Here is a 19227-nt window from a genome sequence, read left to right as displayed (position 1 = left end):
TGGCTATCGCCTCCTCTCTCAGAGATTGTTAAGAATTGTTAAAATTCTCCAACTTTCTCTTTGACCCTGAGAGTTCCTACCTCATTTGGTGTCTTGTGATACCAAACTTCGGAACATACAGACAGTTATAAGGCTGGTCAGGGGTGTGTCCCTTGTATCCATCCAGAGGGATGGAAGCCTTACCAGGAAGTTATTTCGGGTATTTCAGTCCTATTTCATTCCCGAACGAATCGCACCAATGCTCCAATTCTATCGCACCGGGGCTGCGGCCGGGTCGGGTAGTTAATTTTGGGTGAGAGTATTACAATTTCTGAAAGCAGACCCAATTTTGACGCTGGGATTTGTCAAAAGTTTGTCGAACTTGAGAGAGGAGACGATTGTGGAAACGACCATCAACTGTGCCGAAGCCTGCAAAGAGGGCTGCATTTTGGGGGATAAATGCCCCCATCGGGAATATGTCGAATCGACATCTAATTTTATTGACAACACATCTCTCGACCAGATACTCGAGATTGCCGACGAAGCTGTTCGCAAAAAGCGGACGGAACCGCCCAAGTGGGTGATTCCCGATTTTCCCGACCTACCATCCTGACCGGTCGGGGTGGGGGGAAGCGGAGGAAGCGGAGGGCGCGAGGGAAGCGGGGGAAGCCGAGGAAGAACACAGATCTAGCAATCGGAAACCATTTGTCAATTTTCTCGCCCCCAAACCCCCAATCCTGGGGGCTTTGAGCGGATCTAATTTTTGCGAATCGTTTCACACGATAAAAACTCGGGAGATTGGTAGCCCCGTCTCTTTAGAGCGGGGCGGAAAAGCGACACGGCGGCTTTAGCCGCCATCAGGAATGGTGAGGGTCGTTAATGTAAGCTGTCACCTTAGCCGTGCTGACTTTCCCTGTAGCTTCGTAGTAATACGACCGAGTCCACAATGAAGGTAGCTTGCAGAGGTGAGGGAACTCCTGCCTGAGCAGCCTAGATGAACGCCCCTTCATAGCTTTGACTATTTGGTGAATGGCGACCTGAGAGCCGTGCTCTACCAGGACGTGAACGTGGTCAGGGGCTATTTCCAGAGCCTTGACCAGCCAGTCATTTTCTAGGGCAACCTCATTCAGTATCGCGGCAAGCCTCATCTTGACGTTGCCGACCAAAACCTTCTTCCGCCTTTTCGGAATCCAGACCAGGTGAACATGGGCCAGCCCTACCGAGTGGTTGCCGTGGCGGTAGTTGATTGACTCATCTCGCATTGTTGAAGGCTACCCATTTATCGACAATTCTAGTATACTTGTTTTATGCGTAAAACCTTTGACGCACAAGTCAATCAACTCCCTGACGACCCTCCCCTGATGGCCGCACTGGAGTATCTTTGCACGGCTTCAAATAACCTCTACAACTGCACGGTTTACCTGGCTAGGCAGTTGTATTTCAAGGCAGGTAAATTCTCGAATGGGCGCTGGCTATCGAGCCAGATGAAGCACAACGCCCACATGAAAGCGCTCTATATCAGCGCTGCACAGCAAACCTGTATCAGCGTGGGTGAGGCGTTCAAGGGCTACCGTGAGCTACTGAAGTTATGGCGCAGCGGTGGGCTGACTGAAAAGCCGAAGCCACCCAATTACCGCAAGTCTGGCGGTATGTTTCAGATTAGCTACCCTAGGCGCTGGCTCAAGTTGGTTGATGGTCAAGTCCGAGTACCGATGGGAACCGCCTGCAAGGTCTGGTTTGACCTGCCCGAGATCTTTGTACCCTTCCCTAGCAATCTTGATTGGGCCGAGGTTAGAGAGCTTCAGATTGTGCCCAGGGCTGGTTATTTTGATGCGGTTTGGGTATGTGCTGGGAAGCTAGTTGCACCTGTTGCCCTAGACCCCGAGAAGTCGCTGGCTATTGACCATGGCATTGATAACTGGCTGACCTGTGTAGACAGCAAGGGGCATAGCTTTATTGTGGATGGCAAGCACCTGAAAGCGCTCAACCAGTTCTACAACAAACGGGTCGCCACCATCAAAGAGGGAAAGCCTCATGCCTTTTGGTGCAGGTTGCTAGATCAGCTCACGGGCAAGCGTAATCGCCAGATGCGGGATGCCGTCAACAAAGCTGCTCGGCTGGTGGTCAATCACTGCCTGAATCATGGCATCGGCACTGTGGTCTTTGGCTGGAATCAGAGGCAAAAGGACGGAGCCAATATGGGCTGCAAAACCAACCAAATGTTTGTCCAGATTCCTACGGCAAAGCTAAAAAACCGCATAGCCCAGCTTTGTGAGACCCACGGCATTTTGTTCGTTGAACAGGAGGAAAGCTATACATCGCAAGCGTCAGCGCTAGATCTTGATGTCATCCCCGTCTTGGCGTGAAAAACCCGAGGGTTGGAAGGCTTCAGGCAGGCGCATTCGGCGCGGAACCTATCGCTCTGCTGCTGGCGTTGAGGTCAATGCCGACTGCAACGGGGCGTGGAATATCGGTCGCAAAGCAAAAGTAACGGGGATGCAAGGCATCCCCGCAAGAGGCGTTTTGACTTCGCCTAGGCGTCTGAGAATTTGGGATCTTCCTGGTGTGTCGATCCTAACTCAGAAGTGCTGTAATCCCTCCGGGGAATCCCCGTCGCTGTCTTCGCGGGGAGTAGTCAATGCTATAGGATTTTCCTCCCCTGCCCCTGTGCCCCTGTGCCCCTGTGCCCCTGTGCCTCCCCCAGGCGAGTCCGAGTCAACCGCATTCCGGCTTCACCGCCACGATGCGAATGCGGCGATAGTCCGCCATCCAGGTTCCGTGGCGGTAGAGTTGGGGAGAGAGTTGGGTTTCGACCCGGTTGATAATGGCGCGTTTTTCGGCGGCCGGGATCGATTGAAAGAATTGACCCGCAAACATTTCCAGCCAATTTCTCAGCCCGTTTCTGCCGTCGTCGAGGGGGGTGGGGCGATCGAAGAGTTGGGCCATCCTGAGTTGAAATCCGCGATTTTCCAAGAGCGTCCCATATTCGACGATGCCGGGAAAATACCAGGGGTTGAGGGTTTTATTTTCCGGATATCCCGCCTCGTCCAAGGCTTCGCACAGCCCCGCCACGATCGCCCGCACATTTCCTCGCCCGCCAAATTCCGCCACAAAACGTCCTCCGGGTTTCAAAGCGGACCAAACTTTTTCGATGACCGGTTCGGGCGGTTTGACCCAATGTAAGACGGCGTTGGAAAAAACGGCCTCGAACTGTTCGATCCACTCCAAATTTTCCGCATTTCCCACTTCAAAATTGACCTGCGGATAAGTTCGACTCGCCGCCTCGATCATCGTCGTCGCGCGATCGATGCCGACGACTTGGGCACCGCTCTCCGTAATTCGATAGGTAAGATGACCGGTTCCGCAACCGAGATCGAGGATGTGTTCTCCCGTTTTCGGATCGAGCAACTCCAGCAAGTCTTTCCCCAAGTTGGAAACATAGCCGTGATGCCGGTCATAAAACATGGCATCCCAGCGATCGCGGGACGGGCTCGGTAGGTAATCCTTGGTATTTGTCTTCATTCGGGTTTCCGAGACAGGACATGGGTTGTCTTTCTTTCAGTATCCTGCATGAAGGCGATCGCGAACCCTAAAATTTTAGGAAAGTTTAGGCTTCAATCCCGATGGGGGGGAGGCAAGAATTCCAAATTAATTGTCAATTGTCAATTGTCAATTGTCAATTGTCAATTGTCAATTCTTCCCACGCCAGCCCATTCTGTGTTAAAAACTACAGATCGTTCCCAAAACTCGGATCGACAGGCGATCCAGGAGGATGTTTCATGGCCGGCAGCGAAGTTCAGGCTGATTTTTGGATGACGGAGTACATCACCCCTTGGGACATCTACGCCCACGGCGTGACCGACGTCCTCGCCCACCAAAAGACCCCCTATCAGGAAATGTACATCGTCGAAACGGGCGCCTACGGCAAAGCCCTCGTCCTAGACGGCAAGTGGCAGTCCTGTACGGGGGACGAATTTCTGTACCACGAACCCCTGGTCCACCCGGCGATGATCGCCCAGGGCCACCCGCAGAAGGTGCTCGTGCTCGGCGGCGGCGAGGGGGCGACCATCCGGGAAGTGCTGCGTTGGAACACCGTCGAGAGGGTCGTCATGATCGACATTGACGGCGACGTGGTGGAAGCTTGCCGGCAATACCTGCCCGAAATGCACCAGGGCGCCTTCGACGACCCGCGCACCGAGTTGGTGGTGGGGGATGCGTTGGAATATCTCGACAACACCGAACAAACTTGGGATGTGATTATTTCCGACCTCTCCGATCCCATCGAGGAGGGTCCGTCCTTCAAACTGTTCACGAAGGAGTATTTTGAAAAGATCCGCCGCGTCCTCGCCGAGGACGGGGCATTCGTGATCCAAGCCGGACCGGTCGCCCCCGGAAATTTCCACCTCCACGTCCGCATCGTGAATACCGTCAAAGCGGTTTTTCCCCACGTGCAATCCTACGGCAGTTTTATCTCCACCTACGGCGCCCCCTGGGGATTCGCCCTCGCCTCCGGACAACCCATCGACCCCTATCCGCAGCCGGAGACGACCGACCGCCTCCTCGAGCAGCACACCACGGGGAAAATGAAAATGTTCGACGGCATCACCCTGCTGGGGTTATTTCAAATTCCCCGACACCTGCGGGAAGCGATCGCGGCCGAAACCCAAGTCTACACCCTTTCCGAACCGCCCAAGTTCTTCGGGAAAGGAAAAGGCAACTAATTGGGGTGGGGGGAGAGGAGACTCCGGGGAGATCCCGGGAAAACGATCCCCCGACTCCCGAATACCGACTCCCGAATACCGCCCCAAAAAGCGGTATGCTAGAGAGCGAACGATCGCATTGCCAGACCTCAGACTCAGATGGAAACTCAGCCGCCCCAGATCCCCATTGAAAAAACGCCAAATTCCCGCCTCCGCGAACTCGACCGGGACGAGATTCCCTTCGGGAAAATTTTTGGCGATCATATGCTGACGGCGACCTACGCTGAGGGAAAGTGGCGGGATGTGAAAATCGTCCCCTACGGTCCGCTGGAACTGTCGCCGGCCAGCTCCGCCCTCCACTACGGGCAGGCGATTTTTGAGGGGATGAAAGCCTATAAGAGTGGGGCGGGGGAACCGCTGTTGTTCAGACCCCGCGACAACTTCAAACGGATCAATCAGTCCGCCGATCGCCTCTGTATGCCCCCGATTGACGAATCGGTTTTTATGGACGGGTTGGCGGCGTTGATCCGGTTGGATGCGGACTGGATTCCCAATAAAAAGGGCAGCGTTTTGTACATCCGCCCCGTCTATTTTGCCACGGATGAATCCGTCGGCTTGAAACCGTCCGACTCTTACAAATTTGTGATTCTCACCTGTCCGGTCGGGGCCTACTATTCCCACCCGGTCAAATTGATCGTCACGGATCAATATGTCCGGGCGTTTGAAGGGGGGACGGGGGCGGCAAAAGTCGCCGGAAACTACGCGGCGAGCCTGCTGGCCGATCGCGAGGCGAAGGCGAAGGGATACGACAACGTGATTTGGCTCGACGGCATCCACCGCAAGTATATCGAAGAATGTGGGACGATGAATCTGGCGTTTGTCATCGATGGCGTGGTCGTTACCCCCAAACTCACTGGGACGATTTTGGCCGGGATTACCCGCGACAGCGTGCTGACTTTATTTCGGGATTGGGGTATTCCCGTCGAGGAACGGGCGATCGCGATCGACGAAGTTGCCGAAGCCTGCGGGAGCGGCACTTTGACGGAGGCTTTCGGCATGGGGACCGCCGCCACCATCGCCCACATTTCCACCATCGGATATCAGGGCCGGGATCTGATTTTACCTCCGGTGACGGAACGCAAACTCGGCAACCGAGTTTTGCAGGCATTGGAAGACATCAAAACTGGCAAGTGCGAAGATCCGCACGGTTGGATTGATCGGGTTTGAATTGGGAGTCGGGGGGCGATGGGATAACTCATGTTTCAAATCAGTGAAGTCGCCCGCCGCCTGGGTGTCAATCCGCAGACGATCTATTTTTACGAACGGAAAGGGTTGATTCCGTCTCCCCGACGCACGGAGGCCGGTTATCGCCTTTTTTCCGAGGAAGATGTGGGGCGTCTCGCCTTCATTCTCCGGGTCAAATCCTTGGGGTTGACGTTGGAGGAAATCCGAGAAATTTTGGAGTTGAAAGATGGGCGATCGCTCACCTGTCAGGCGGTCTACGATCGCTTGCATGAAAAATTGACAGAAATTCGCGAAAAAATCGACCAATTGCAGGCGTTCCACGACGAGTTGTCGCCCCTCGTCCAACGGTGTCAAGACCAGATCGATTCCCCCCGAGAATGTGTCGTCTTGGACGAGTGGAAATCCGACCCCCCTTGAGTCAAAGCCGTTTCATTAAAATGGCTGGAGGGGTTCCAGGGGCAGAGGAGGCGGAGGAGAATCTCACATCAGGGCGCAAGCCAGGGGCCCCGACAATCTAAACTCTAAAATTCCCCGCCCCCTTGACATTATACCTAGGTATAGGGATTAAACTGATCGGTGTCAGTTCTCATTTGGGAGAAATCGGATGATGAGTTCCGTCAAAATCGAAGTATTGGGAACCGGTTGCAAAAAGTGCCACCAACTCGAAGCCAACGCCAAAGAAGCGATCGCCGCCCTGAACCTGGAGGCGGAGGTGGTACACATCACCGAACCGCTGAAAATCGCCGAACGGGGGGTTATGAAAACCCCCGCCCTCGTCGTCGATAACGTCGTGGTGAGTCAGGGGAAACTCCTCACCCCCGAACAAATTCAATCCCACATCAATTCTTAATTTAGAGTCTTTTGGAAGCGATCGCCCCGGCAAAATTCGAGGAGAAACGACCATGCAAATTTCACCCTTTTGGCGGGACCAGTGGAAGCCTCTCGCCCTGATTGTCGTCGCGTTTTTACTGTGCTTTTACCTGCCGATAGAAGCCCTCAAACAGTCCGAACGGCTGCAAAACGCCTTCTGGGAAGCCCTGTATTTGGTGCGGTGGTACGCCCAGGAACACGTTTTATTGTGTCTGATTCCCGCCTTTTTTATTGCGGGTGCGATCGCGGTTTTTATCAGCCAAGATTCCGTCATCAAATACCTGGGGGCAAAAGCCAATCCGTTCCTCGCCTACGGTGTCGCCTCCGTATCCGGGACAATTTTGGCTGTCTGTTCCTGTACAGTTCTGCCCCTATTTGCCGGAATTTACCGCATGGGGGCGGGTTTGGGGCCGGCGATGGCTTTTTTGTATTCGGGTCCGGCGATCAACGTTCTGGCGATGATTCTCACCGCCCGAGTTTTGGGCTTGCAAATCGGCATTGCCCGGGCAGTGGGGGCGATCGGTTTTAGCATTGTTATCGGCTTGGCGATGCAGTGGATTTTCCGCACCGAAGAACTCGAAAAAGTCAACCCCGCCGCCGCATTGCCCGACGAAGACGACACCCGCCCCCTGTGGCAAAATGCCCTATTTTTTGCCGTTCTCGTCGGCATTCTGGTGTTTTCCAACTGGGCGCAACCCGATGTGGCAGCCGGTTTTTGGTTCGTTATCTATTCCTTGAAATGGTGGATAACCGGATTCTTCGGCATCGCTTTGGCTGCTATTCTGATCGCCTGGTTGCATCTCAATCCCGGCAAAGTCTTCTTAATTTCAATTGTGACGGCGGTACTGTCTTGGCAGTTTCAAGAACAGCCCCTCGTCCCCTTCAGCTTCGCCCTCGTCGGGTTCTCTTGGCTGACGAGTACCGACAAAAATGAAGCCGGGGAATGGTTCGAGTCTTCCTGGGATTATGCCAAACAAATTTTGCCTTTATTATTGATGGGGGTATTGATTGCGGGGGCGCTGTTGGGGCGTCCGGGAGAAGAGGCGTTGATCCCCTCGGAATGGGTGGTTTTGGCCGTGGGTGGCAATTCAATTTTCGCCAATTTTTTCGCCGCGATCGCCGGTGCGTTCATGTACTTCGCGACGTTGACGGAAGTCCCCATTTTGCAGGGGTTGATCGGCAACGGCATGGGGCAAGGACCCGCCCTGGCGCTGTTGCTGGCGGGTCCGGCTTTATCCCTCCCCAATATGCTGGTGATTCGCAGCATTATCGGCACGAAAAAAACCGCCGTATTTGTGGCGTTGGTGGTGGTGATGGCGGCATTGAGCGGCATTATTTATGGGGCGATCGTTTAATTGGAAATGGGCGCCGTGCCTTGCGCCCCTACGATATAAATTGGGCGTTTTGTAGGGGCGAATGGCATTCGCCCTCGACGCGATCGCCTCCCCGATACGATCGCCTTCCCGACGCGATCGCACCCCGACACCGCCCGGGAATTAACAAAAACTGAAATGGGCGCAAGCCTTGCGCCCCTACCATATGAATTGGGCGTTTTGTAGGGGCGAATGGCATTCGCCCTCGATACGATCGCCTTCCCGACGCGATCGCCTTCCCGACGCGATCGCCCCCCGACGCCGCCCGGGAATTAACGAAAACTGAAATGGGCGCAAGCCTTGCGCCCCTACATAGAGCGATCACACCGTATTAAAATAATAAATCGATAAATATGTCTTGAGATTGATTTTGGGGTTTTTCAGGATCTTCATCCCATTTTTGTGGATTGTCAATAATATATTGCCGAATTTGATTTAAGTGCCGTTCATTTCGCACAATTGATTCATAGTAATTTCGTTGCCATACCGGAGGACTGGGTTGTTGACTAAATTCTTTAATTCTTTTGGTGACAGACGATTTGAAGCCACCGATAAATGATGAGAGCGATCGCGGCTTTTTGTAGGAGCGCAAGGCTTGCGCCCCATTGGTGTCAAGATCGCCGTTGACAATCACCACAATTCCATGTATGTGATTCGGCATAATAATCCATTCATCCAATTCAACCTCTTGGCGCATCTGAGCCGATTTCAACCATTCTTCCCGAACGATAGTGCCGATATAGTTTAGACAAATTTTTCCAACTTTAATATCCCCAAATATGCACTGTTTTTTATACGAGCAAATTGTGACAAAATACCAACCCGACTGGGAATAATCATATCCGGGCAGGCGAATCGAACGGCGATGGTGGCGATCGGGATGATAATTCATTTTTATCAATGTCAATCAATCATCCCAATTAATTTTACATCCTGTAGGGGCGAATGGCATTCGCCCTCGATACGATCGCCTCCCCGACGCGATCGCCTCCCCGACGCGATCGCACCCCCGACGCGATCGCACCCCGAAACCGCCCGGGAATTAACAAAAACTGAAATGGGCGCAAGCCTTGCGCCCCTACGATATGAATTGGGCGTTTTGTAGGGGCGAATGGCATTCGCCCCCGACACGATCGCACCCCGACACCGCCCGGGAATTAACAAAAACTGAAATGGGCGCCGTGCCTTGCGCCCCTACGATATGAATTGGGCGTTTTGTAGGGGCGAATGGCATTCGCCCTCGATACGATCGCCTTCCCGACGCGATCGCACCCCGACACTGCACGGGAATTAACAAAAACTGAAATGGGCGCCGTGCCTTGCGCCCCTACGATATCACTCCAAATCTTCGGGTAAAATCCAATTTAACAATAGGCCGAAAACCCCCGAAAAACCGATCCCTTCCAAGGCAAATTTTCCGGCTTCGATCGCCATTCCGCCCACCCCAAAAACCAGGATAACGGCGACGATCGCCAGATTTCGGGGTTTCATCAAATCCTCCCCCGAACGGACGAGACTGTTGATTCCCACTACCACAATCGTACCGAATAAAATCACCAAAATCCCCCCCATCGCCGGGACGGGAATTGACCGCAAAAATGCCCCCAGTTTGCCCACGAAAGCTAATAATATCGCCAGGATCGCCGCCCACGTCATCACGCCGGGGTTGAAAATTCTTGTCAGGGCGACGGCCCCGGTCACTTCCGAGTAGGTGGTGTTGGGCGGCCCGCCGAAAAACGCCGCCAGACTGGTCGCCAAACCGTCTCCGAGGAGGGTTCTGTGGATTCCCGGATCTCGGAAATAGTCTTTTTTGGCGACGGCGCCGATGGTGATGATATCGCCGAAATGTTCGATCGCGGGGGCGATCGCCACGGGTAAAATAAACAGAATTGAAGGTAGGTGAAATACGGGTGTTGTAAATTTCGGTATCGCGAACCAGGGCGCTTCGGCAATGCCAGAAAAGTCAACCATCCCCAGCGGAAATGCGACGATATAACCGGCACTGAGCCCCACCAAAATCGGAACCAATCTCAACCATCCCCGGCCGAATAATGTGGTCATCATGGTTCCAAAAAGTGCCGCGCCGGAAACCGCCAAAGCTGCCCATTTTCCGTACCCTTCCCCGGCTTCGGAAGCCATGCCGATGGCGATGGGGGCGAGGGACAGTCCGATCACCATGATCACGGGACTGGTGACGATGGGGGGCAGGAGTCTCATCAAAAATCCGGAACCCCGCAGGGCGATCGCAACACTGAGTAGAAAATAAAGGATTCCGGCCGCTGCTAATCCGGACAAAGTTTCCGCAATTCCATATTGTTTGATACCCAGTTGGATGGGGGCGATGAAGGCGAAGGAAGACCCGAGAAAAACGGGAACTTTCCCGCCCGTTACCAGTTGAAATACGAGGGTTCCGAGTCCGGCGGTAAATAGGGCGACGTTGGGATCTAATCCGGTTAAAATTGGGATCAAAACCAGGGCACCGAAGGCGATAAATAGAATTTGGGCACCGAGGGGGATGTACCGCCAATGAAATTTGTAGGCGGTTTTTTCGGCTTGCTGTTCTTGAATGTCGGAGGTTGATTCGTCGATCATAGGGTGAGGTTGTCGAAGATTGATTGTGATAAAATTGAAGAATCGATAGAATCTCTTGATTGAATCTGTGAAATTCGATCCCCCTAAATCCCCCTTAATAAGGGGGACTTTGAATCCCAATGGCTCCCCCTTATCTCCCCCCTTACAAAGGGGGGTTGGGGGGGATGGGGGCGGGGGGGGATCTGAGGATGGGAATGGCGGTAAAGAACCCCCATTATTCCCCTTGAAAAGGGGGACTTTGAAGGCGCTCATTGGGCGAGATGGGTTAATTTTTGGGGTTTCATCTCTATTAATAATGGCGGTTTGAGTTGCCCTGTCAAGCGATCGCGACCCGAGTCCCTACCCGGCGACGGAACCGCAACCGGGGCGGTAACGCTAAGATATGTAACGAGTGTATCGCGCCGTCCCCAATGAGCAAACCTGCCAAGTTCTCCGATCTGCCCGCCACCTCCCCCAATGGCCATCATCCTGTCAGCCTGAACAGCATCCGCATCCGGGGGGCGAGACAGCACAACCTCAAAAATATCGACCTGGAACTTCCCCGCGATCGCCTGATCGTGTTTACCGGCGTGTCGGGCTCCGGGAAGTCGTCCCTGGCCTTCGACACGATTTTCGCCGAGGGACAGCGCCGCTACGTCGAGTCCCTCAGCGCCTACGCCCGCCAATTTTTGGGGCAGTTGGACAAGCCGGACGTTGACGCGATCGAGGGGTTGAGTCCGGCTATTTCCATCGACCAAAAATCTACCTCCCACAACCCCCGATCCACCGTGGGGACGGTGACGGAAATTTACGATTATTTGCGATTATTATTCGGGCGGGCCGGAGAGCCCCATTGTCCGATTTGCGATCGCAGTATCGCCCCCCAAACCGTCGATGAAATGTGCGATCGCGTCCTGGAACTTCCCGATCGCACCAAGTTTTTGATCCTCGCCCCGGTGGTTCGCGGCAAGAAAGGAACCCACCGCAAATTGTTGTCCAGTTTGGCTTCGGAAGGCTTCGTCAGAGTCCGGATCGACGGCGAAATTTTGGAACTTTCCGACGCGATCGAGTTGGATAAAAACCACGCCCACACCATCGAAATTGTCATCGATCGCCTGATTGTCAAACCCGGTTTGCAAGAACGGCTGGCGGACTCCCTCACCACCTGCCTGCGCCATTCTGGGGGTGTCGCCGTTATCGAAATTTTGGATCACACTGAAGCGCGATCGGGAACCGCCCTGAAAGCTGCCGAAAAATCCGCCAATTCCTATTTAAAAAATCACCACACCCACCAACTTGTTTTTTCCGAAAACTTCGCCTGCCCCGAACACGGGGCGGTCATGGAAGAACTCTCCCCCAGACTGTTTTCGTTCAACTCTCCCTACGGTGCCTGTCCCGCCTGCCACGGCCTGGGACACCTGCGGACATTTGCGGCGGAATTGGTGGTTCCCGACCCCTCACAGCCGGTTTACAGCGCGATCGCGCCCTGGTCGGACAGAGATAATTCCTACTATTTATCCCTGCTGCACAGTGTCGCCCAGGCGTTTGGATTCGATATCGCCACGCCTTGGAAAAAACTCACCCCCAAACAGCAACATATCCTCCTCTACGGCAGTGAGGAAGCAATTTGGATCGAGACGGATTCTCGCTACCGGGAAAGTCGGGGTTATCACCGCCCCTACATCGGGGCAATTCCGATGTTGCAGCGCCAATATAACGATACCAGTTCCGAATTGCAAAAGCAGAAAATGGAACAGTATTTGATCGACCAGGCTTGTGAAGTTTGTCAAGGACAACGGCTGAAACCGGAGGCGCTTTCGGTGCGGCTGGGACAGTGCCGAATCACCGATTTGACGGAAGTTTCGATCCGGGATTGCGTGCATCGAATTAATCAGTTGAAATTGAGCGATCGCCAAGCCCAAATTGCCGATTTAGTGCTGAGGGAAATTCGGGCGAGATTGCAATTTTTGGTTGACGTGGGATTGGATTATTTGACATTATCGCGATCGGCTTCTACTTTGTCGGGGGGAGAGGCGCAACGCATCCGGTTGGCGACTCAAATCGGTGCCGGTTTGACGGGGGTTTTGTATGTTTTGGACGAACCCAGCATCGGATTGCATCAGCGGGACAACGGACGGCTGTTAAAAACGTTGACAAAATTGCGGGATTTGGGGAATACTTTGATCGTCGTCGAACATGACGAAGAAACCATCCGCGCCGCCGATTGGCTGGTGGATATAGGCCCCGGGGCGGGCGTTCACGGGGGCGAAATTGTCGCGGCGGGGGATTTGGAGAATCTGTTAAAGGCGGAAAAATCCCTGACGGGCGCCTATCTGTCCGGGCGAAAGCAGATTCAAACGCCCCCGGAACGTCGGGGGGGAAATGGGCGATCGCTAATTTTGAAAAACGCCCGCCAAAATAACCTGAAACATATCGATGTCGAACTTCCTTTGGGGAAATTGGTCTGCATCACCGGCGTTTCCGGTTCGGGCAAATCGACGTTAATTAACGAGTTATTATATCCCTCCCTCCAACACCATTTTAGCAGAAAAGTACCGTTTCCGAAACAGTTGGATAAAATTGAGGGCTTGGATGCGCTGGATAAGGCGATCGTCATCGATCAATCCCCCATCGGACGCACGCCGCGATCGAACCCCGCCACCTATACGGGGGTATTCGATATCATCCGGGCGATCTTCGCGGAAACCATCGAAGCGAAGGCGAGGGGATACAAGCCGGGACAGTTTTCTTTTAATGTCAAAGGCGGACGCTGCGAAGCCTGCGGGGGGCAGGGCGTGAACGTGATTGAAATGAATTTTCTCCCCGATGTTTACGTCCAGTGCGAGGTGTGCAAAGGGGCGAGATACAACCGGGAAACCTTGCAGGTGAAATACAAGGGCTATTCCATTGCGGACGTGTTGAATATGACGGTGGAGGAAGCGTTGGAGGTGTTTAAAAATATCCCCCGCGCCGCCACCCGTTTGCAAACTTTATTAGATGTCGGTTTGGGTTATATCCATTTGGGACAGCCGGCCCCCACCCTTTCCGGCGGGGAAGCCCAGCGGGTGAAATTGGCGTCGGAATTGTCCAAACGGGCGACGGGGAAGACGTTGTATTTGATCGACGAACCGACGACGGGACTCTCGTTTTATGACGTTCACCAGTTGTTAAATGTGTTGCAGCGGTTGGTGGATAAGGGTAATTCGATTATCGTGATCGAACATAATTTAGATGTGATTCGCTGCGCGGATTGGGTGGTGGATTTGGGACCGGAAGGAGGCGATCGCGGCGGGGAAGTGATCGTTGCGGGAACGCCGGAAGATGTGGCAGATCATCCGAGTTCTTATACCGGGATGTATTTGAAACAGGTGTTGAAAGAACATCCGCCCGCGATCGCCGATGATGTCGATTTGGGGAATTAGTCGGAAAATTGATTCCCATAATTCTCTATATTTTTTGGAGGCTATAAACGTCAGTACATGGGTTGGATTTTGGAATCTGTGCGCGAACCGCGATCGCGCAATTTTGATTCGACTTTCTGTAAAGAAGTGTAATTTAATGTAAAAAAATGTTGATTTCTATTGACAAAAATTTTTTTTGATGCACTCAAAATCTTGCTGTATTTTTCCTGTTTCACTCTGGAAGGATTGAATATGTAGTTAAACAGTTGAGTTGAAATCCAGAGAGGTATTGACTTATGAAACTCTCTCACCGCCAATTGGGTAAGACGGCAGCCAGTATGGCTTTGGCAACTGTTTGTACCTTCTTGGCTGCTTCTGCTGCTCGGGCAGATAATTATAGAATCGGCTTTTCTAACGGCTGTCATTCTGCCACGATCAAAGTTGCCGTATCCTGGTTAGATCCAGATTCGGGTGAATGGATTGATAATGGTTGGTATGAGTTTTCGGCGGGTGAACGAGCTATTTTAAACGGGCCTCGGACAAATAATCGCATCTTTTATTACTATGCAGAGTCCACTGACGGTTCAAGAATGTGGGGAGCGGACGATCAGCCAGAATTAGTTGTGGGCGGTCGTAGCTATTCTCCGAGAAAGGTTGTCGCCGACTCTTCCAATGGCTCGTACTACGTTAATTTGACTTGTCGGGGCGAAACGCCAATTGAAACAACGCCGGAGGTTGTTGTCGAACGCTACGATGATATAGGAGGAGGATGGGGAGGAGCAAAAGCGACGCTCTACCGAAGTGGTTTGTTGGTTATTGAAGGTCGGGCTGTCAGCAATTCTAATACTTCGGGGACAAGGGCGACAGTCAACGTTGTCGGTTTGGACAGAGATGGAAATGTTTTATTCGTGTCGCAACACTTAGATATTCCCACCGCTTGTGGTCGGTGGGATACTTGCCCTTCCGACCGGCGAGGACGTAGCGATCAAAATATTTCTCCGGAAATTGCAAAATTCGTCAATCGTCTCCAAGTTCACCTTTCCGATCGGGGCGGTCCGAGCATTTATAGCAGAATCACCAACAACATTCGCGAAGCTTGTCAAAGTTATGACGGATTGCCGAGTACAGCTAGAGCAGCAATTGCTTCTCAAACGGGCTTTTCAGGTTGCAATCCCTAATTCCCTTTAAATGAGAATCTCGGGCAACCCTATAAGGTTGCCCCTACGTCTGTCTTATACCGGGATGTATTTGAAACAGGTGTTGGAAGAACACCCGCCCGCGATCGCCGATGATGTCGATTTGGGGAATTAAATTTTCCCACAAACAGGCGTTGGCTTCTATAAATACTCGATCCAACCCCGCATTTCGTCGGGATTCAACACCTCGTAAATTAAAGCCAAACTGCGGATGATTTCACCCAGCGATCGCGTATTTTTTTTGCTATAGGCGACCCCCCAATGATCCGAACTTTGACTAGCCAGCCTGAGAAAATCAGCGTCATGGGTGACGATGACTCGTCCCTCGTTGCGGGCAAACGTCAACTGGGCTTCATCCGAGAGCCCCAGCAGTCCCATTTCACGAGTCATCGTCACGTCAATCCCCTGGTGACGCAAAGCCAATCCCACATCTGGATCGACATTTTCATCCAGATGAAAGCGAATGCGGTCACTCACCGCGCAACTCCTTCAGCTTTGCATTTAACCGAGATGGATAATTATCCCGCAATGAGTCTGCGAACAATTCATCCTCTCGAATGCTCCGTTCGATTTCATCGCGGCGATCGTAATAATATGCCATCGCCGCATAAACCGAAGCCAAAGGAAGCTTATATTTCCCGGCGATCAAATCCAGAGATTGACCCATCCGCAAATAGAGGGTGGCAATATCGGCGACCGTCATTCGAGTCCCTGCAATTCGAGGTTTTCCGCCTCGGACCCCCGGCGTGATTTCAATAAGCCGATTGAGTGTGACTTCCATAATGACAGATTCAAACCTCTAAAATTCCAATTGCTGGAGCATCCAAAATCCCGCGAAGGCTTCCGAGTTGGGGTCGGATTGGATGGCGAGAAAATGCACGTTTTTGGCCGCTTTTTTCGCCGTTTCAAATTCCCGCCCTTCCGCCTGGGTGTTGGCGTCGGGGAGGTTCGCTACGATCCAACTCTCGCTTTCTCCGGTATCCAAAACCAGACAGGGGCGGGGTTGTTCCACCAGTCGCAACGATGCCAACTCCAACCCGGACATCCAGGCCGCCAGAGGGGTAGCCCGGGACGAGAAAATAATCAAACCGGGAACCCGATCTTCCGGGGACAGCCCCACCATCGGTAAACCGAAGGCTTCCCCGAAGTCGATGTCCCATTCCGGCATCTCCTCGAAGGCCCCCGCCTCCAGGGAAACGATCGCCCACCGATCCCCCTGGAGGGCGTCCGGCAGGGGTTTGGGTTCGCCCGTCATGAATTGCACTGAGGGGTTGGCACTTTCCTGGTAGTTGGGATAGGTGGGATACACCTTCTCCATGCGTTCCCGCAACCACTGGACCAGGGTGTAGGTGCGGCGGCTGGCGGCGGCGGGGATGGCCAATTCCTGGGCGGCTTTCGTGATCATGTTCGCCATCGGACGCCGGAAAAAGCGGATGCGGGTCGGGGGGGCTGGTGCCTGGGCGATCGCATCTTTGATGGCCCCCTGCAGCCAGCCCGAATTCACCGTGTTGCTGGGGCAAAATTGCGTGTAGCGAAACAGGGATTCGGCGCGATCGCGCACGTCCAGGGGGGTTTCACAGATGATCACCTCCCACACCTTTTTTCCCTCGTCGTCCCGCAGGGGGCGGCTGTAAAAATCCAGTTCCCAAATCGTTCCCTTCATGCCGATCTTAAAATTCGTTGTACAAACTCGAATTTCAATTGTCCCATATCGTTGGGGAGTCGGGAGTGGGAAGTGGGGAGTCGGGGGGCGGAGGAGGCGGGGAGAAGATGGAAAGAATCTAAAATCTCAAATCTAAAATTCCCCCCACCCAATTCTTTGTGTTAAAATAACGGGTTATGAGTAAAGAGAGTAACGGATACAAGGTTGTCACGGATAACCGCAAAGCCCGCTATCTGTACGAGATCCTGGACACCTACGAGGCCGGCATCGAACTCAAAGGTACGGAGGTGAAGTCGATCCGGGCGGGGCGCGTCAACTTGCAGGATGGCTATGCCTTGCTGCGAGGTGGAGAGGCTTGGCTGATCAACGTCCACATTTCGCCCTATGAGAATACGGGTACTTTTTTCAATCACGACCCCCGCCGGACGCGGAAACTGTTGCTGCACCGCCGGGAAATCAACAAATTGATCGGACAGGTGGAACAGAAGGGGCTGACTTTGGTGCCGCTGAAAATGTATTTGAAGCGGGGGCGGGTGAAGGTGGTGATCGGACTGGCCCGAGGTAAGAAACTCCACGATAAGCGGGAAACCGTCCGGCGCCGGGATGATGAGCGATCGATGCGGCGGGCTCTGAAACAGTTTTAAGGGTTGCGATCGCCGGTAATTCTTCGGGTTAAGATAACGGTTGTGAAAGACTCGGAGAGGTGGTGGCGATGAATGATGAAACCAATGCCCAAATGAGAATCGAACGGGACAGCATGGGGGCGATCGAGGTTCCCGCCGATCGCTATTGGGGGGCGCAAACCCAGCGATCGCTTCATTATTTTTCCATCGGAGAAGATCGGATTCCCACCGAGGCGATCGCGGCGTTCGGCATCCTCAAAAAAGCGGCCGCCCTGACGAACCAGGAGTTGGGGAAATTGGCGCCGGAAAAAGCAGAATTGATGGTGCGTGCCGCCGATGAAGTCATCGGGGGAAAACTCGCGGATCATTTCCCTTTGCGGGTGTGGATGACGGGAAGCGGCACTCAGTGTAACATGAATGTGAATGAGGTGATTGCCAACCGGGCGATCGCGTTTGCGGGGGGGGAATTGGGCAGCAAAAGTCCCGTCCACCCCAACGATGATGTTAATATGTCCCAATCTTCTAATGATACATTTCCGACGGCGATGCATATCGCGGCGGGGGTGGCGTTCAGTGATCGCTTACTTCCTAAAGTGCGAAAAATGCGGGATGCTTTGCAGCAGAAATCGGAGGAATTTTCGGACATCGTAAAAATTGGCCGGACGCACCTGCAAGATGCCGTTCCTTTGACGTTGGGACAGGAGTTTTCCGGCTATGTCGCCCAACTGGATGCGGATTTGAAACGGATCGAAATGGTGTTGCCGGATCTGTACGAATTGGCGATCGGTGGGACGGCGGTGGGGACGGGTTTGAATGCCCCGGCGGGGTTCGCGGAACGGGTGGCGGAACGCATTGCTGAAATGACGGGTTTGCCGTTTGTTTCTGCCCCCAATAAATTTGCCGCGATCGCCGCCCACGATGCGATCGTGATGGCGAGTGGGGCGTTGAAAACTCTGGCCTGTTCTCTGATGAAAATTGCCAACGATATTCGTTTTTTGGGCAGCGGCCCCCGCTGCGGTTTGGGGGAATTAATTCTACCGGAAAATGAGCCGGGTTCTTCGATCATGCCGGGGAAGGTCAACCCCACCCAGTGCGAGGCGATGACGATGGTGGCGGCTCAGGTGATGGGGTACGATATGGCAATTACTGTTGCGGGTTCTCAGGGTCATTTTGAGTTGAATGTGTTTAAGCCGATGATGATTTTTAACCTCCTGCAATCGGTCAGTATTTTGTCGGACAGTTGCAATAATTTTACCGATTTTCTGTTGGTGGGATTGCGGGCAAATCGGCGCAAAATTGAGGGGTATTTGGAAGAGTCGCTGATGTTGGTGACGGCGTTGAGTCCGAAAATTGGCTATGATAAGGCGGCGGAAGTCGCCCACGTCGCGTTGGAGAAGAATTCGACGCTGAAACAGGTTTGCGTGGATTTGGGGTACATTTCCGCCGAGGAATTTGATGAAATTGTGGTTCCGTCCCGGATGGCACATCCCCACGGTTAGGGGGTGCGATCGCCCGGGGTAATCTGTCGGGCGATCGCATCTCTAGCTATAAGTCCGCAGATTTCGCAGATTTTCGCAGATGGGGAGTTGGGGTGTTTGAGCCAGTC

The 19227-nt window shown here is 53.3% G+C and carries 18 protein-coding genes; 11 read left to right on the top strand and 7 right to left on the bottom strand.

The annotated features are described in order from the left end of the window. Positions 1-379 precede the first annotated feature (379 nt). A complete protein-coding gene (locus tag AC0QHF_RS09705) occupies positions 380-592 on the top strand; it encodes a hypothetical protein (RefSeq protein ID WP_324704005.1) in 213 nt (70 codons plus the stop codon). 244 nt (positions 593-836) lie between these two features. Here the strand turns inward: AC0QHF_RS09705 and tnpA are convergent, their stop codons facing one another. Next, entirely contained in the window at positions 837-1241 is a 405-nt protein-coding gene (gene tnpA, locus AC0QHF_RS09700) for an IS200/IS605 family transposase (protein WP_324704004.1), read from the bottom strand. A 45-nt stretch (positions 1242-1286) separates the two neighbouring features. On the opposite strand from tnpA, the gene AC0QHF_RS09695 reads away from it, so the two are divergent. Further along, on the top strand, positions 1287-2345 hold the full coding sequence (locus AC0QHF_RS09695) for an RNA-guided endonuclease InsQ/TnpB family protein (RefSeq protein ID WP_324704003.1): 1059 nt from the start codon (positions 1287-1289) through the stop codon (positions 2343-2345). Positions 2346-2694: 349 nt separating this feature from the next. On the opposite strand, the gene AC0QHF_RS09690 is transcribed toward AC0QHF_RS09695, so the two are convergent. Continuing rightward, positions 2695-3501 (bottom strand): class I SAM-dependent methyltransferase, encoded by an 807-nt coding sequence (locus AC0QHF_RS09690; RefSeq protein WP_324704002.1) that lies wholly within the window; start codon positions 3499-3501, stop codon positions 2695-2697. A gap of 257 nt (positions 3502-3758) precedes the next feature. Here AC0QHF_RS09690 and speE point away from each other — a divergent pair, with 257 nt between their 5' ends. The 5 genes from speE (at position 3759) to AC0QHF_RS09665 (ending at position 8149) form a co-directional block, all read left to right on the top strand. After that, positions 3759-4700 (top strand): polyamine aminopropyltransferase, encoded by a 942-nt coding sequence (gene speE / locus AC0QHF_RS09685; RefSeq protein ID WP_324704001.1) that lies wholly within the window; start codon positions 3759-3761, stop codon positions 4698-4700. 138 nt (positions 4701-4838) lie between these two features. Beyond that, entirely contained in the window at positions 4839-5906 is a 1068-nt protein-coding gene (locus AC0QHF_RS09680; RefSeq protein WP_324704000.1) for a branched-chain amino acid aminotransferase, read from the top strand. A 30-nt stretch (positions 5907-5936) separates the two neighbouring features. After that, entirely contained in the window at positions 5937-6341 is a 405-nt protein-coding gene (locus AC0QHF_RS09675; protein WP_324703999.1) for a heavy metal-responsive transcriptional regulator, read from the top strand. Positions 6342-6528: 187 nt separating this feature from the next. Continuing rightward, positions 6529-6774 carry a thioredoxin family protein gene (locus tag AC0QHF_RS09670; protein ID WP_324703998.1) on the top strand — a complete coding sequence of 82 codons (246 nt, stop codon included), beginning with the start codon at positions 6529-6531 and terminating at the stop codon, positions 6772-6774. A 52-nt stretch (positions 6775-6826) separates the two neighbouring features. Further along, positions 6827-8149 (top strand): permease, encoded by a 1323-nt coding sequence (locus AC0QHF_RS09665; protein ID WP_324703997.1) that lies wholly within the window; start codon positions 6827-6829, stop codon positions 8147-8149. Positions 8150-8498: 349 nt separating this feature from the next. Here the strand turns inward: AC0QHF_RS09665 and AC0QHF_RS09660 are convergent, their stop codons facing one another. Together AC0QHF_RS09660 and AC0QHF_RS09655 are read right to left on the bottom strand one after the other, a co-directional pair. Then, entirely contained in the window at positions 8499-9059 is a 561-nt protein-coding gene (locus AC0QHF_RS09660; protein ID WP_324703996.1) for a transposase, read from the bottom strand. A gap of 443 nt (positions 9060-9502) precedes the next feature. Beyond that, positions 9503-10759: a uracil-xanthine permease family protein gene (locus AC0QHF_RS09655; RefSeq protein WP_324703995.1), complete on the bottom strand. Its 1257-nt coding sequence runs from the start codon at positions 10757-10759 to the stop codon at positions 9503-9505. A 410-nt stretch (positions 10760-11169) separates the two neighbouring features. On the opposite strand from AC0QHF_RS09655, the gene uvrA reads away from it, so the two are divergent. Both uvrA and AC0QHF_RS09645 read left to right on the top strand, forming a co-directional pair. Then, positions 11170-14160 carry an excinuclease ABC subunit UvrA gene (uvrA, locus tag AC0QHF_RS09650; protein WP_324703994.1) on the top strand — a complete coding sequence of 997 codons (2991 nt, stop codon included), beginning with the start codon at positions 11170-11172 and terminating at the stop codon, positions 14158-14160. 275 nt (positions 14161-14435) lie between these two features. Continuing rightward, complete coding sequence (locus AC0QHF_RS09645) at positions 14436-15317, top strand: DUF1036 domain-containing protein (protein WP_324703993.1); 882 nt, start codon at positions 14436-14438, stop codon at positions 15315-15317. A 159-nt stretch (positions 15318-15476) separates the two neighbouring features. Here AC0QHF_RS09645 and AC0QHF_RS09640 read toward each other — a convergent pair whose 3' ends face one another. From AC0QHF_RS09640 to AC0QHF_RS09630, 3 genes are read right to left on the bottom strand one after another with little or no spacing between them, the layout of a single operon-like run. Then, positions 15477-15812, bottom strand: coding sequence for a DUF5615 family PIN-like protein (locus AC0QHF_RS09640; protein ID WP_324703992.1), 336 nt, complete (start codon positions 15810-15812; stop codon positions 15477-15479). Further along, positions 15805-16116, bottom strand: coding sequence for a DUF433 domain-containing protein (locus AC0QHF_RS09635; RefSeq protein ID WP_324703991.1), 312 nt, complete (start codon positions 16114-16116; stop codon positions 15805-15807). The genes AC0QHF_RS09640 and AC0QHF_RS09635 overlap by 8 nt, the downstream gene beginning before the upstream one ends. Before the next feature lie 18 nt (positions 16117-16134). Next, on the bottom strand, positions 16135-16998 hold the full coding sequence (locus AC0QHF_RS09630) for a Tab2/Atab2 family RNA-binding protein (RefSeq protein ID WP_324703990.1): 864 nt from the start codon (positions 16996-16998) through the stop codon (positions 16135-16137). A gap of 176 nt (positions 16999-17174) precedes the next feature. Between AC0QHF_RS09630 and smpB the strand changes: the two genes are divergently transcribed. After that, positions 17175-17642, top strand: coding sequence for an SsrA-binding protein SmpB (gene smpB / locus AC0QHF_RS09625; protein ID WP_324703989.1), 468 nt, complete (start codon positions 17175-17177; stop codon positions 17640-17642). A 68-nt stretch (positions 17643-17710) separates the two neighbouring features. Then, on the top strand, positions 17711-19120 hold the full coding sequence (gene fumC / locus AC0QHF_RS09620; RefSeq protein ID WP_324703988.1) for a class II fumarate hydratase: 1410 nt from the start codon (positions 17711-17713) through the stop codon (positions 19118-19120). Positions 19121-19227: the final 107 nt, after the last annotated feature.

The organism is Lyngbya sp. CCY1209, assembly GCF_055795065.1.
The sequence above is the reverse complement of the archived record's forward strand: the minus strand, read 5'-3'. Positions and strand labels throughout refer to the sequence as shown.

Excerpts from the sequence above, each read along its gene's own strand:
- speE (WP_324704001.1), top strand. The coding sequence starts at position 3,759 with ATGGCCGGCAGCGAAGTTCAGGCTGATTTTTGGATGACGGAGTACATC.
- AC0QHF_RS09690 (WP_324704002.1), bottom strand. The coding sequence starts at position 3,501 with ATGAAGACAAATACCAAGGATTACCTACCGAGCCCGTCCCGCGATCGC.
- uvrA (WP_324703994.1), top strand. The coding sequence starts at position 11,170 with ATGAGCAAACCTGCCAAGTTCTCCGATCTGCCCGCCACCTCCCCCAAT.
- AC0QHF_RS09695 (WP_324704003.1), top strand. The coding sequence starts at position 1,287 with ATGCGTAAAACCTTTGACGCACAAGTCAATCAACTCCCTGACGACCCT.
- smpB (WP_324703989.1), top strand. The coding sequence starts at position 17,175 with ATGAGTAAAGAGAGTAACGGATACAAGGTTGTCACGGATAACCGCAAA.
- AC0QHF_RS09645 (WP_324703993.1), top strand. The coding sequence starts at position 14,436 with ATGAAACTCTCTCACCGCCAATTGGGTAAGACGGCAGCCAGTATGGCT.
- AC0QHF_RS09670 (WP_324703998.1), top strand. The coding sequence starts at position 6,529 with ATGATGAGTTCCGTCAAAATCGAAGTATTGGGAACCGGTTGCAAAAAG.
- AC0QHF_RS09675 (WP_324703999.1), top strand. The coding sequence starts at position 5,937 with ATGTTTCAAATCAGTGAAGTCGCCCGCCGCCTGGGTGTCAATCCGCAG.
- AC0QHF_RS09660 (WP_324703996.1), bottom strand. The coding sequence starts at position 9,059 with ATGAATTATCATCCCGATCGCCACCATCGCCGTTCGATTCGCCTGCCC.
- AC0QHF_RS09630 (WP_324703990.1), bottom strand. The coding sequence starts at position 16,998 with ATGAAGGGAACGATTTGGGAACTGGATTTTTACAGCCGCCCCCTGCGG.
- AC0QHF_RS09655 (WP_324703995.1), bottom strand. The coding sequence starts at position 10,759 with ATGATCGACGAATCAACCTCCGACATTCAAGAACAGCAAGCCGAAAAA.
- AC0QHF_RS09665 (WP_324703997.1), top strand. The coding sequence starts at position 6,827 with ATGCAAATTTCACCCTTTTGGCGGGACCAGTGGAAGCCTCTCGCCCTG.
- AC0QHF_RS09680 (WP_324704000.1), top strand. The coding sequence starts at position 4,839 with ATGGAAACTCAGCCGCCCCAGATCCCCATTGAAAAAACGCCAAATTCC.
- tnpA (WP_324704004.1), bottom strand. The coding sequence starts at position 1,241 with ATGCGAGATGAGTCAATCAACTACCGCCACGGCAACCACTCGGTAGGG.
- fumC (WP_324703988.1), top strand. The coding sequence starts at position 17,711 with ATGAATGATGAAACCAATGCCCAAATGAGAATCGAACGGGACAGCATG.
- AC0QHF_RS09635 (WP_324703991.1), bottom strand. The coding sequence starts at position 16,116 with ATGGAAGTCACACTCAATCGGCTTATTGAAATCACGCCGGGGGTCCGA.